This is a genomic window from Rhodococcus sp. IEGM 1354 (assembly GCF_030056855.1).
Lineage (GTDB): Bacteria > Actinomycetota > Actinomycetes > Mycobacteriales > Mycobacteriaceae > Rhodococcoides.
On the sequence record NZ_JASHKT010000001.1, the window covers coordinates 558880 to 572365 of the forward strand.

12 protein-coding genes and 1 pseudogene are annotated in these 13486 nt (G+C 65.0%); 3 read left to right on the top strand and 10 right to left on the bottom strand.

Annotation, left to right across the window (positions count from 1 at the left end; genetic code table 11):
* The first annotated feature begins 10 nt into the window (after nucleotides 1-10).
* The 3 genes from QM588_RS02830 (at nucleotide 11) to QM588_RS02840 (ending at nucleotide 4393) form a co-directional block, all read left to right on the top strand.
* Complete coding sequence (locus tag QM588_RS02830) at nucleotides 11-1840, top strand: penicillin-binding transpeptidase domain-containing protein (protein WP_283311304.1); 1830 nt, start codon at nucleotides 11-13, stop codon at nucleotides 1838-1840.
* A gap of 107 nt (nucleotides 1841-1947) precedes the next feature.
* Entirely contained in the window at nucleotides 1948-3609 is a 1662-nt protein-coding gene (locus QM588_RS02835; protein ID WP_283311810.1) for an NTF2-like N-terminal transpeptidase domain-containing protein, read from the top strand.
* Nucleotides 3610-3646: 37 nt separating this feature from the next.
* Nucleotides 3647-4393, top strand: coding sequence for a sulfite exporter TauE/SafE family protein (locus QM588_RS02840; protein WP_283311306.1), 747 nt, complete (start codon nucleotides 3647-3649; stop codon nucleotides 4391-4393).
* Between the two features lie 3 nt (nucleotides 4394-4396).
* On the opposite strand, the pseudogene QM588_RS02845 reads toward QM588_RS02840, so the two are convergent.
* The 10 genes and pseudogenes from QM588_RS02845 to QM588_RS02890 all read right to left on the bottom strand — a co-directional run bounded on the left by QM588_RS02845 (nucleotide 4397) and on the right by QM588_RS02890 (nucleotide 13370).
* Nucleotides 4397-5716 (bottom strand): annotated as a pseudogene (locus QM588_RS02845) (NAD(P)-binding domain-containing protein).
* Nucleotides 5713-6768: an ArsO family NAD(P)H-dependent flavin-containing monooxygenase gene (locus QM588_RS02850; protein WP_283311307.1), complete on the bottom strand. Its 1056-nt coding sequence runs from the start codon at nucleotides 6766-6768 to the stop codon at nucleotides 5713-5715. Before QM588_RS02850 ends, QM588_RS02845 begins: the two are co-directional and overlap by 4 nt.
* Nucleotides 6769-6773: 5 nt before the next feature.
* The gene (locus QM588_RS02855; RefSeq protein WP_283311309.1) at nucleotides 6774-7190 is read right to left on the bottom strand and encodes an arsenate-mycothiol transferase ArsC; all 417 of its coding nucleotides are present in this window, start codon (nucleotides 7188-7190) and stop codon (nucleotides 6774-6776) included.
* Nucleotides 7187-7609, bottom strand: coding sequence for an arsenate reductase ArsC (locus tag QM588_RS02860; RefSeq protein ID WP_283311310.1), 423 nt, complete (start codon nucleotides 7607-7609; stop codon nucleotides 7187-7189). Before QM588_RS02860 ends, QM588_RS02855 begins: the two co-directional genes overlap by 4 nt.
* The gene (gene arsB / locus QM588_RS02865; RefSeq protein WP_283311311.1) at nucleotides 7609-8697 is read right to left on the bottom strand and encodes an ACR3 family arsenite efflux transporter; all 1089 of its coding nucleotides are present in this window, start codon (nucleotides 8695-8697) and stop codon (nucleotides 7609-7611) included. The genes QM588_RS02860 and arsB overlap by 1 nt, the downstream gene beginning before the upstream one ends.
* Nucleotides 8694-9059: an ArsR/SmtB family transcription factor gene (locus tag QM588_RS02870; RefSeq protein ID WP_283311313.1), complete on the bottom strand. Its 366-nt coding sequence runs from the start codon at nucleotides 9057-9059 to the stop codon at nucleotides 8694-8696. The genes arsB and QM588_RS02870 overlap by 4 nt, the downstream gene beginning before the upstream one ends.
* Before the next feature lie 31 nt (nucleotides 9060-9090).
* The gene (locus QM588_RS02875; protein WP_283311314.1) at nucleotides 9091-10344 is read right to left on the bottom strand and encodes an APC family permease; all 1254 of its coding nucleotides are present in this window, start codon (nucleotides 10342-10344) and stop codon (nucleotides 9091-9093) included.
* A gap of 66 nt (nucleotides 10345-10410) precedes the next feature.
* Nucleotides 10411-11508, bottom strand: a complete 1098-nt coding sequence (locus tag QM588_RS02880; protein ID WP_283311315.1) for a serine hydrolase domain-containing protein — start codon at nucleotides 11506-11508, stop codon at nucleotides 10411-10413.
* Between the two features lie 42 nt (nucleotides 11509-11550).
* Nucleotides 11551-12831 (bottom strand): Na+/H+ antiporter NhaA, encoded by a 1281-nt coding sequence (gene nhaA / locus QM588_RS02885; RefSeq protein WP_442972862.1) that lies wholly within the window; start codon nucleotides 12829-12831, stop codon nucleotides 11551-11553.
* Nucleotides 12832-12995: 164 nt separating this feature from the next.
* Nucleotides 12996-13370 carry a DUF3054 domain-containing protein gene (locus QM588_RS02890; RefSeq protein WP_032367109.1) on the bottom strand — a complete coding sequence of 125 codons (375 nt, stop codon included), beginning with the start codon at nucleotides 13368-13370 and terminating at the stop codon, nucleotides 12996-12998.
* Nucleotides 13371-13486 lie beyond the last annotated feature (116 nt).

Genomic DNA, 13486 nt, shown 5'->3' on the forward strand with positions numbered 1-13486 from the left:
GGCCTGGGGCATGATCGACTCCGTGCGCACAACGAGAAGACCGACGACTCTGGCCGCAATCGTGTCCGTACTGGCGCTGGTGGTCGCTGCCTGCGGAAACAGTGGGCCCGATCAGCCGCGGACGGTCGCCGAGCAGTTCGCGGCCGCCGTCAGCAGCTCGAACATCGATCAGGCAGCCGCGCTGACGACCGATCCCGCGGGCGCGAGCGCCGCTCTCACCCAGCTGTACGACGGGCTGTCCGCCGGCGGAACGGTGACGGCCACTCCCGATTTCGAGGCTGTCGACGCGAACGAGGATGCGGGCACGTTCACGCTGAACGCCGGGTGGCGCTTCTCGACCACCACCGACGGCACGGCGGAACCGGACGGCGAGCCGAAGGAGTGGAACTACACGACGTCTGCGACGGCGGCGGAGACTCCGCAAGGGTGGAAGATCACCTGGGACCCGGCCATCTTGGTCCCCGGACTGACGGCCGATTCCTCGGTCCGATTCACCCCGACCGACGCACTCGTCGCGCCCAGGGTTTTCGATGCCAACGGCGGCGAGCTCATGTCGCAGCAGGTCGTCACCCTCGTCAACGTCGATGCGACGGCCGACCCTGTTGCAGTTGCGAACCTCGTCGGATCCGTCGTTCCCGGGATCACGGCCCAGTCTGTTGCGTCGTCTGTTGCTGCTGCACAAGGTAATTCAGCAACCATAGTCTCGCTCCGTCAGGCAGACATCGATCCCATCGGCGCACAACTCGCGGCCGTTCCGGGAGTCACCCTGGCACCGCAGACTCGGCTGCTGGCCACCGATCGCAATCTCGTCTCGCCGGTTCTCAGCGATCTGACGACGCTGTGGGAACAGGAGCAGGCGGCCAATCGAGGTTGGGCGATCCAATCGGTCGCTGCCGACAACACCGTCACCCAGCTTGCCGGTCGCGATGCCACCACCGGTGAAGACATCGCGACCACCGTCGACTCGGCGTTGCAGATCAAGGCCGAGAACGCACTGGCGTCGGTGCCGCAGCAGGCTGCCATCGTCGCGCTTCGGCCGTCCACCGGAGAGGTTCTTGCCGTCGCACAGAACGCCGCGGCGGATGCGGAGGGCCCGATTGCTCTGACCGGTCTCTACCCGCCCGGGTCGACCTTCAAGACGGTCACCACGTCGGCTGCTCTGCAATCCGGTGCCGTCACCCCCGACACCGTGTTGCCGTGCCCGGCGACGGAGAACATCGAGGGACGTCAGATTCCCAACGACGACAACTTCGCGCTCGGCGACGTTCCGCTGCACACTGCCTTCGCGAAATCGTGCAACACGACGATGGGCCGACTCGGCGTCGCCCTGCCACCGAACGGTCTGACCGACGCAGCAGCGCAATACGGCCTCGGCGTCGACTACGTGACCCCCGGTTTCACGACCGTCACCGGATCGGTGCCGTCGGCCGACACCCCGGCGCAGCGCGTCGAATCCGCCATCGGCCAGGGGCAGGTGACTGCGTCGCCGTTCGGTATGGCGCTGGTCGCGTCGTCGATCGCGAACAACGGATTGCTTCCGCCGACGGTCGTCGCAGGTAAGCCCGGCGTGGGAAACATGCAGCCGGCAGCGGTGAACCCACAGGTCACCGAGCAGATCAAGACCATGATGCGCGAGACCATCACCGGCGGTACGGCCACGGCCCTGAACGACATTCCGGGGCTGCTCGGCAAGACCGGAACCGCCGAATTCGGGCCGAACAACGAAGGCGCGCACGGCTGGTTCGTCGGGATATCCGGTGATCTTGCGTTCGCGGTCTTCGTGAACAACGCGGGAAGTTCGGCTCCCGCCATCGAGGCTGCGGGACGTTTTCTGAGGTAGCAGTCTTCGGGTAACAGACCACGCCGTATCTCAATCGTGACCGGCTCGTGTGAATACCGTGCTTGTTACTCGTGTGACTACAGTGAATATTGTGACTCATGAGTTCTATGAGTCGTGTCCGTCGTGGCCCGCGCAAGGTCCGCGGTCGCTACCTCGTCGCAGTAGCAGCATCGGCGACGCTGTCGGTCTCGGCCGTGTTCTGGATGGTCGACCGCCCGCCGAGCGAGGCCGAGGTGTTGGTCTCGAAATTCGTCGACGCGCTGGACAACCGCGACGTCGCGGCGGCCGCCGCACTGACGACCTATCCGAGTGCTGCTACCGCAGCGATCACCCAGATGTTCGACGGTTTGGCGGCCGACGGTAAATCGACGGGCGACTTCGACCTGACGCAGTACATGGATCTCTCCGACGAGAGCGGATTTTTCACGCTCGCGTCCGCCTGGAATTTCGGCGAGGGCAAGGACTGGAAGTACAGCGCTCAGGGCGCAACCAAGAAGCTCAGCGTCGGCTGGCGTATCGCGTGGGATCCGGCCACGCTCGTTCCGGATCTGACCTCGGGTGGGTCGGTTCGCTACACCCGCACCGACGCCGCTCCGCCGTTGATCTTCGATTCCGCGAACAACGTGCTGATGAGCGAGCGGACCATCAACGCGATCTCTCTCGACCCCGCCCAGATGAGTGATCCGGCGGCGTCGACTCAGCAGCTCGCCGATGTCATCGACGTCGTCGCGCCGCTGATCACCTCCGAATCGCTACTGAAGGAACTCGATTCGGCCCACGGAGCTCCGATCACCGCAGTGACACTGCGCGACGACGACTTCGCCGTTCTCGAGGACGATCTGCGAGCGGTGCCGGGAGTGGTGGTCGCCCCGCAGCCGAAGCTCATCGTCGACGATCGTCGAATCACCTCACCGGTGCTCGACTCCCTGCGCGCCGCATGGCAATCCGGCCGCGACGCCACGGCAGGCTGGGCCGTCGACACCTACACCGTCGACGGAACCGGTGAACGACGCGTGGGATTCCAGGGACCGGGCGGACCGGACCTGCACGCAACACTCGATCCGCGCGTCCAACTTGCGGCCGAGAACGCTGTGGTGATGGCGGGTACGTCCGCGTCGATCGTGGCGGTGTCCACCTCGACCGGTGCGATTCTCGGTGCGGCACAGAACAGTTACGCCAACGAGCAGGGTGACGTGGTGTTCGCCGGCTCCTATCCGGCCGGTACCGCGTCGGAGTTGATCAAAGCCGTACAGGCCGATCGCGGCGACGACAGTGCCGAAGACGCGGCAGCACGCCTGGGTCTGGGAATTCACTACGCAATGCCCGGTCTCGACGCCTACACCGGCACTCCCGCCGACAGCCGGAGCGCGATCGACGGCATTCGGAACGTCTCCACCACATCCGGGGCCGAGGCGACGGTGACACCGTTCGGACTGGCCCAGATGGCAGCGGCGATCTCCCGCGGCAGCGCGCCCACTCCGGCCATCGTCGCCGGGCAGACTGCAGTAGCAGACCGCGCAGCGGAGCCCATGGGCGCTGACGCGGCAGCCCGCTTGCGTGAGATCGTGGCCGCATCGTCGAACAGCAGTGGCCTCGATACGTTCGACGGCGTCCAGGGATTTGCGGGCGAGAGCGCAGACGATCGCTTCGTGCTCGCCACCAGTGGCGATGTTGCCTTCGCGGTGTACATCGAGGACGCCGACGGTGGAGATCAGGCAGTGCGCATGACGAGCCGGTTGTTGCAGGAGATGGCAAACCCGGTCGAGTAGATTTCGACCGGACGGTCGGTCGCGGTAGTTTCGTCAGGTGACTGTGCTCGATTTCGGACTACTGGTGGTGGCCGGGTTCTTCGCCGGCCTCATCGGGTTCGTCACCGGGCTCGCATCCCTCGTGTCGTATCCGGCGCTGTTGGCGGTAGGGCTCCCCGCGGTATCGGCGAACGTGACTAACACCGTCGCTCTGGTCGCTGCCGGAGTGGGTGCCACGGCGAGTTCGTCGGCCGAACTCGCCAAGGACGGCAAGCAGCTGGTTCGCTACGCGATCTACTCGGCGCTCGGCGGAACCACCGGAGCCATCCTGTTGCTCGTCACCCCTGAGGGATCGTTCGAGGTGATCGTGCCCTTCCTGGTCGCGATGGCTGCGATTGCGCTGCTGCTGCAGCCCAAGATTCGAAAGTTGTCCGGCGGCAGGCAGTTTCCGACGCCGTACCCGTTGGCGCTGTTCGCCGTTGCCATTTACGGGGGCTACTTCGGAGCCGGAGCCGGGGTGATCTTCCTGGCTCTGGCGCTGATCTGCACGTCCGATACGTTCTGGCGCGCAAGCATCCTGAAGAGCTTCTTCCTCGGCATCGCCAATCTCATTGCGGCGATCATCTTCTCGTTCTCCGGTTACGTGAACTGGTGGGCCGCTCTGGCTCTCGCGATCGGCTGCTTCGTCGGCGGTGCCTGCGGGCCCCCGACCGTCAAGGTGATCTCGCCGATCGTGCTCCGCGTCGGCGTCGGCATTCTGGGACTCGGCCTCGCCGGCTGGTTGGGGTACCAGGCATTCGGCTGACAGTCAGGTCAGTGCGATCAATTCCGGAGCCGCCGGGGCACCGCAGCATCCACCGGTCGTGGGGGCGTCGGGCTCGTCGAACAGGCCGGCCCCACCGCAGACGCCGGTGTCGGGCAACGTCAGCTCCACCTTTCGCGCGCCCTCGTGATCGCCGGCCAGTTCGGCGGCGATGCTGCGCACCTGCTCGTATCCGGTCATCGCCAGGAACGTCGGCGCGCGGCCTTAGCTCTTCATACCCACCAGGTAGAAGCCGGGCTCGGGTTGGGTGAGTTCTTCGACTCCGTGCGGTGACACCGAGCCGCAGGAATGCATGTTGGGGTCCACCAACTCTGCGACGAATCTGGGTGCCTGCAGGGTGGGATCGAGATCGAGACGGACCTCGGACAGCCACGACAGGTCCGGGCGGAACCCGGTCAGTGCGACGACGCGGTCGACGTTCTCGATGCGGGCGCCGGTATCGCCCACGAGGGTGAGTCGATCACCCTCCACCGCAACGGTTTCGGTGCGGAATCCCGATCGCACGGTGAGGAAGCCGTCTTCGACGGCCTTCCTCGCGCGTAGGCCCAGAGCGCCGCGGGCAGCAAGTTCGTCGGCTTCCCCGCCGCCGAATACGTCTGCGGTGACGCCTCGGCGCACGGCCCAGGTGAGCGTCGTTCCTGTTTCCTCTGCAGCGAGTTCGGCGAAGGTGATGATGGCGGTCAGGGCGGAGTGGCCGCTGCCTGCGATGACCGTGTGCTTGCCCGCGAACTGGGCGCGAATCACCGGATCGGTCAGATCGGGAATTCGATAGTTGATCCGGTCTACGGCGGACCTCTCGCCGATGGCTGGAAGTCCCTCACTGCCCAGTGGATTCGGCGATCCGCAGGTGCCCGACGCGTCGATTACCGCGCGGGCCAGAATACGTTCCTCGCTGCCGTCGGAATGCCGGATGTGAACGGACAGGGGCTCGGTGTCGCGGCCGGCGTCGACGACGCGGTCGCGTCCGCGGCGGGCTACGCCGACTACTTCGGAGTCGACTCGAACGGCTTCTCCGAGAACAGCGGCGAGAGGCGCTAGGTATCGCTCCACCCATTCGCGTCCGGTGGCGTAGGCGTCGCCGTCCGGTGAAGTCCACCCGGTCGGCTCGAGCAACCGTGCGGCAGCGGGATCCACGACCTCCGACCACGGGGAGAACAATCGCACGTGATTCCAGTCGGACACTGCCGCACCTGCGGACGACCCGCGTTCGAGAACGGCCACGGCAGAGCCGGTTTCGGTGAGATGTGCTGCGGCAGCCAGACCGATGGGGCCGGCGCCGATGACCACCACGGGGTATTCGTTCATGGCTGATCTACCTTTCCTCGTCGAGCGAGAGTGTCCACCGCTGCGCGTGCTGTGCGGCCGACACCGATGAGCGTTGCCGATGCCGGGCCGGTCCAGTCGCCGTAACCGAGAAACAGCAGGTTCGGCTCGTCTCGAACATGATTGCCGTCCAGCATGATTCCGGACCCGTCGGCGTGCAGGTGCAGTGGCCGCAGGTGGTGCAGAGCAGGGCGAAAGCCGGTGCACCACACGATTGCATCCAGTGTTTCGGTCGTGTGTCCGTCGGTGACGCCGTCGGAGGTGAGCGCGGTGAACATCGGCCGAGCATGCAGTACTCCACGTTCGCGGGCCTCTCGCACTGGCGGGACCATCACGATGTCGCCCAGGCCGGCGACCCCGCCGGTATCCGCATCGCCCGATGCGAGAGCACGAGCCCGATCGCTGGCGACATCGAACAGCACTCGGCCGTCGACATCGTCGGGTAGAAACCTGGGTTCGCGGTTGGTGAACCACAGGGTCTCGGCGACGGTGGAGATCTCGGCAAGTATCTGAGCGGCCGAGTTTCCGCCGCCGACGATTCCTACTCGCTTGCCCACGAACTGATCCGGCGTTCGGTAGTCGGCGGCATGCAGCTGAGTCCCACCGAACTCACGCATGCCCGGGTAGCTCGGCCAGAACGGCCGAGACCACGTTCCCGTCGCATTGACGACTGCTGCGGCACCGTACGACTCGCCGTCGGTGTCGATTCGGTAGCCGCCGTCGACTCTGTGCACGGACTGCACCGCGACGGGCCTGCGCACCGGCAAGTCGTACTTCTTCTCGTACACCTGAAGGTAGTCCACCACATGCGATGCCGGCGGAAAACCACTGTGCCACGACGGCATCGGCCAACCGGGCAGTCGCGAGTACTCTGCGGGTGAGAACAGATGCAGCGAGGGCCAGTAGTCCTGCCACGAACCGCCGGCATTGGTCTGGTCGTCGAGGATGACGAAGTCCAGCCCGGCTCGGCGCAGGTAGTAGCCGGCGGCCAGCCCTGCCTGACCACCGCCGATCACCACTACCTCGTACTTCATGCGAATCAGCTGCTCACGCTGAGCATTCGGGACGCAAGTTCCTCGACGCGACCGGCAATATCGTCGCGTACCAGACGCATCCGCTCGATCCCGTCGATACCACGCTCGGACGGCTCGTCGGTGTGCCAGTTCTCGAACGTCGGGCCGTCCACGGGTTCCACGTGCGCCTCGCTACCGAGGGTGATCACGTAGTCGATGCGAGACAATAACTCCGGATCGATGGGCTTCGGCCGACCACCGGACAGGTCGACACCGACTTCGAGGAGAGCCTCGGCCGACAACGCGTTGACGCCGCCACCAGGTTTCGTTCCGGCAGAATGTACTTCGACCGAATCCCCGGCGATCTTGCGCATCAAACCTGCGGCCATCTGTGACTTGCCGCCGTTCTTGGCGCAGACGAACAGCACGCTGGGTGTCGTCATGACGCCGAACTCTGCTTCGCTGGAGCCAGTTCGGCGATCAGTTTTTCGATTCGACTCTTGATCTCGTCGCGAATCGGCCGCACGGCTTCGACGCCTTTGCCTGCCGGATCGGCCAGTGCCCAGTCGCGGTAACTCACTCCGGGGAACACCGGGCAGGCGTCACCGCAGCCCATGGTGATGACGACGTCGGACGTCTCGACGGCCTCGGGTGTGAGAATCTTCGGAGACTGCGACGAGATGTCGATGCCGAGTTCGGCCATGGCCTCGACCGCTGCCGAGTTGATGGATTCCGCCGGAGCGCTTCCGGCGGAGCGAACCTCGATCGCGTCGCCGGCGAGGTGGCTCAAAAATCCCGCGGCCATCTGAGATCGACCGGCGTTGTGGACGCAGACGAAGAGAACACTGGGTGTGTCGGACATCAGGATTCCTTCGGTGACGTGGTCGTGGAAAGGCTGGGGGCGAAGCGTTTACGTAGTGCAAGCGACACGTACACGAGGCCGACCAGGACCGGCACCTCGATGAGTGGTCCGACGACTCCGGCGAGTGCCTGCCCGGAGGTCGCGCCGTAGGTCGCGATGGCGACGGCAATCGCCAGCTCGAAATTGTTGCCTGCAGCGGTGAACGCGAGGGTGGTGGTGCGCTCGTAGCCCAGACCCATTGCGGCACCGAGGGCGTAGCCGCCGCCCCACATCACCGCGAAGTACACCAGTAGAGGCAGCGCGATACGCACCACGTCGAACGGCTGCGACGTGATCTGATCACCCTGCAGCGCAAAGAGAATGACGATGGTGAACAGCAAACCGTAGAGCGCCCACGGGGCGATCCTGGGGATGAACTTCTCCTCGTACCACTCGCGGCCCTTGGCGCGCTCACCGAAGAAGCGCGAGGCGAATCCCGCAATCAGCGGAATGCCGAGGAAGATCAGCACCGATTTCGCGATCTGCCAGGGCGAGGCTTCGATGGTCGTCTGTTCCAACCCGAGCCAGCCGGGAAGTACGGAGAGGTAGAACCATCCGAGGATGGCGAACATGAAGACCTGGAACACCGAGTTGATGGCCACCAGAACCGCGGCGGCCTCTCGGTCGCCGCAGGCGAGGTCGTTCCAGATGATGACCATCGCGATACATCGAGCCAGACCGACGATGATCAGGCCGGTTCGATACTCAGGCAGGTCGGGCAGGAAAAGCCATGCGAGAGCGAACATCAGCGCCGGTCCGAGGATCCAGTTGAGGAGCAGGGAGCCGATCAGCAGACGCTTGTCGCCGGTGACGGTGTCGAGGCGGTCGTAGCGCACTTTCGCCAACACCGGATACATCATGATCAGCAGTCCGACGGCGATCGGGAGTGAGACTCCGTCGATGGAGATGGACGACAAGGCGTCGTTCAGCCCGGGAATCACCCGTCCCAGCAGAAGGCCCACGACCATGGCCACCCCGATCCACACGGGGAGAAAACGGTCGAGGGTGGAGAGCTTGCCGACCACGGCGGTCTCGGTCGATGTGCTCATGCCATGACCGCCGTCGGATCGGCCGAGTCGAGAACCGACGACAGCTGTTGCAGCGCAGTAGGAACCACCCAGTAGTACACCCAGGTCCCGCGGCGCTCGCAGTCGAGCAGGCCTGCCTCGCGTAGGACCTTGAGGTGGTGGGAGATGGTGGGTTGGGAGAGGTCGAATGCGGGGGAGATATCGCAGACACATGCTTCGCCGCCGGCGTGGCTGGCAACGAGGCTGAGTAGACGCAGCCGGACGGGATCCCCCAGAGCTTTGAACATGCGGGCGAGATCTCCGGCCCAGTCCACGGTGAGGGGCTCGCGAATCAGCGGCGAGCAGCACTCGTCGTCGACGGACGGCCGGTCTTGGTTCGACATGCGTCTATATTGATGTTCATCGAACCAGTCGTCAAGTGAACAGTGGCCGAACGCGGACGAGCCGATACGCGACACCGAGCACGACCACCACGGTTCCGACGGCAATGGACGTCGCAGGCAGCGTGGCTATCAGGACGATGCATCCGATACTGCCGACGATCTGCAGAGCCTTCGGGTACCGCCGGTTCTCGGTGTCCTGGGTGTAGGCGCTCAGGTTCGCAACCAGGTAGTACAGCAGCACCCCGAACGACGAGAAGCCGATGGCGTTGCGTAGATCGACGACGAGAACGAGGACGCAGACGATCACTGCGAGAGTGATCTCGGCGCGATGCGGAACCGAGTAGCGGGGGTGGACCGCGGTCAGATACGACGGCAGATCGTCGTGGCGGGCCATTGCCAGTGAGGTGCGTCCGATGCCGGCGATCAAGGCCAGCAACGCTCCCAACGCGGCCAACGCCGCGCCGATGCGCATCAGCGGTGACGCCCACGAATGTCCGGATGCCACAACGAGATCGACCAGAGGAGCCGTCGACGACGCCAGTGAATCGGGGCCGAGGACCGACAACAAGGTCAGTGCAATCACCGCATAGACGACCAACGCGATAGCGAGGGCGGACACGATGGCGCGCGGAATGGTGCGCTCGGGCCGGACGACCTCCTCGCCCAGAGTGGCAATGCGTGCGTAGCCGGCGAAGGCGAAGAACAGGAGACCGGCCGACTGCAGAATTCCGTACCAGCCGTCCCCGGTGAAGGATTCCGCACTGCCGATACCGCTCCCCGGCGAGCCCGCGAAGCCCAGTACCACCCCGACGGCGAGGATGGCGAGCACCGCGGTGACGATGATCTTCGTCAGCAGCGCCGTGCGACTGATGCCGAAGTAGTTCACCACCGTCAACGCAACAATGGCAAGAACAGCAACGACTTTCGTGTACCCGGCAGGTGCGACGTAGGCCGCGAACACCAGTGTCATGGCTGCGGAACTGGCGGTCTTGCCTATGACGAAGCTCCACCCGGCCAGAAAGCCGGACCACTCACCGAGCCGCTCTCGGCCGTAGATGTATGTCCCGCCCGACGTCGGATACTGGGCGGCGAGTTGCGCGGACGACGTCGCGTTGCAGAACGCGACGACAGCCGCGATGGCGAGGCCGATCAGCAAGCCGGCACCCGCTGCGGCCGACGCGGGCGCGAAGGACGCGAACACTCCCGCTCCGACCATCGAACCGACACCGATGGCGATGGCGTCGAACAACCCGAGTCGACGGGCGAGCGATGGCGGATTCGTCATGCGAGGAATCGATGGTCGATCACGGCGACAACTGTAGGTGCTGCACTCGACTCAGCGTCGATCCTGTCAGCGCAGTTCCTGGAACTCCGACAGCAGCGCGAAGGCGGCTTCGCACAATTCGGTCTGCGTCAGCAGGATGCCGACCGTCCCGTCCGGGTCGACGAAGAAGTCGGTCCCCTGCCCGCCGGACCATCCGTACCGACCGAGGTGCTCTCCTTCGGTGACGACCGAAACGCCGAATCCCCACCCCGTGCCCGGCCAGAAGCCCGGGTAGAAGCTCTCGTCCGTCTTGATCGACGCAGGCACTTGGTCGTGTGTCATGAGCTCCAGATGCTCGGTCGACACCACCGTCGCGATCATACGAAGAAAGCGGTGAAAATCGGTCACCGTCGACACCAACTCGCCGTGACTCACATCGACAGCGGGCGTTCCTGCGTAGGGCCCGCCGGCGGCTGGTTCGGTCTCGATCAACGACCCGTCCTCGTACCGGTAGGCCGCCGTCAGGCGATGGCATCGGTCGGTGGGTACCCACAGTCCGGTGTCGGGCATGTCGAGTGGTCCGAACAGGTCGTCGCGGAAGTGATCCTGCAGTGACCGGCCGACGATCCGAGAGACGAGGATGCCGAGGATCGCGAAGCCGTGGTGGTAGCGCCACCCGGTACCGGGCTGAAAAGCCAGAGGGAGATCCGCCATGCGTGCCAACCACTCGTCCGCGCCGAGCGGGGACGGCGCGGGGCCGGCTTCCGTGTCGTTGTCCCTCATTGCCCGGGCCAGCGGGGTATCTCCCATCTGAATTCCGTACCCACTGGTGTTGGTGAGCAAGTGCTGCAACGTGATCGGGCGGTCCTGAGGAACGGTGTCGTCGAGTGCGGCGTCGGGGCGGGTGAGCACACGGCGGACGGCGAGTTCGGGAAGCCAGGGTGCGATGTCGTCGTCCAGCGTCAGTCGACCCGCCTCCACGAGCCGCAGGGCGGCCACACTGGTGACGATCTTGGTCATCGACTGAATCCGGACGATGGCGTCGACTGCCATCGGTGGACCGCCGACCGCGGATGACCCGAGTGCGACGGGTTCCGCGTCAGGGCCACCCAGGAGTGCTGTTGCCCCCGGCATCAGTCCGGCGTCGATGTGCCGGGTCAACAGTTCGCGCACGGTCTCGCTCACGGACTCATCGTGTCACCGGAGCGGTCCGGATTCCAACGCTCGCTACTTCTGATACACGTCCGGGATGCCGTCGTGGTCGTCGTCGCGGGTCTCTTCGATGTAGATGTCCCGGTACGCCTTGTTGCGGGTGCGCAGAATGATCGAGGCGATGGTTGCGGCGATGATCGAACCGGTGAGCACACCGACCTTGACGTGGTCGTCGCGTTGAGTTCCTTCGCCGAAGGCGAGGTCGCCGATCAGTAGCGACACGGTGAATCCGATACCCGCGAGCATCGCGACACCGAACACGTCGAGCCATTTCAGTCCGGCATCCAGTGTCGCCCGGGTGAAACGGGAGACGAGGTAGGTGGTGCCGAAGATGCCGATGGCCTTACCGATGACGAGGCCGGCGATGATGCCGATGGCGATCGGGTCGGTCAGGGCACTGGCCAGGCCGGAGAATCCACCGACTGTGACACCGGCTGCGCAGAAGGCGAACAGGGGCACCGCGATGCCCGCGGAGATGGGCCGGATCTTGTGCTCGAAGTGCTCGGCGAGTCCGGGGCCTGCTTCGGGGCCGCCGTTGGCCTTGCTCCGGATCACCGGGACGGCGAAACCGAGCAGCACGCCCGCGACGGTGGCGTGGACGCCGGACTCGTGCATGAGCACCCACGTCACCACCGCCAGCGGGATTAGAATCCACCACGAGCGGACGCGCATCTGCACGGCGACAGCGAACAGAGCCAGCGGAATCAGCGTCAGGCCGAGCGCGATGAAGTTGATGTCGTCGGTGTAGAAGATGGCGATGACGCTGACGGCGAGGAGGTCGTCGACCACAGCCAAGGTCAGCAGGAAGGTACGCAGCGCGGTCGGAAGGTGCGTGCTGATCACAGCGAGAACGGCAACAGCGAACGCGATGTCGGTTGCGGTGGGAATGGCCCAGCCGAGGAGGGCACCGTCCCCGGTGCCGAGATTGAACAGCACGAAAATGACTGCGGGAACTGCCATTCCGCCGACGGCTGCGGCAACCGGCAATGCGGCGCGTGCCGGATCGCGCAAATCGCCGGCAACGAATTCGCGTTTGAGTTCGAGTCCGACGACGAAGAAGAAGATGGCCAGCAGCCCATCGGCGGCCCACGTCGACAGGGTCAGATCGAGATGGAGAGCCGACGGCCCGACGCGAGTGCTCATCACTGTGTCGTAGGCGGCGGACCACGGTGAGTTGGCCCAGATCAGTGCAACGAGGGTGGCAACGAGAAGCAGAGCCCCACCGACTGTTTCTTTGCGCAGGACCTGTGCGATGCGGTCTGCCTCGGACCAGGAACCGCGAGAGAACAGCGGCAGTTTCTCTTTTGGGATCGGTGAATCAGACACGGGAACAACGCCTTTCGGTAGCAACAGCGTGCTGAGCGCGTCCGCCGAGTCGACGGGCATGTGCGCAGCACAGAACAGTTGCCGACCAGACTTCCCGGCGCACCGTGGATCATCCTATCGCGAAAAAGTCCCTGTCACCGAACCGAGGGAATGAATCTGGCGATCGCGCGCCAGCCGAGCAGCAGAACCGCGGTGGAAATCGTCGCAACGATGATGAACGCGGTAGCGGTTCCCTGACCTGTCGCCGTGCGCAGGATCATGCCTCCCACGACCGTGGTGACCCACACCAGAATGCCCGTCGGAACGACGAGGAACGCGTCGAACTTGTTGCGGTACAGAGCGAACGTAGCGATCCAGCCGACAGCGGCACCGACGACGAACGGCCACGCGGTGTGGAAGAGGCCGGACAGCGCAGTGGCCTCGTCGTGACTGCGACGGCCGATCGCGGCGAACAGCACGATCATGACGAGATCGAGGACGGCAGCGACAGCGGGGGAACGAAACTTCACGGGCCCACTGTAGGACACCGACGAGAACGGCCCGCGCCTACGAGTGCAGGTGCGGGCCGTTCGATGCCACTGGATCCCGGCCCCCCAGGTCCGGATCAATGTGGGTTTCAGTCGGT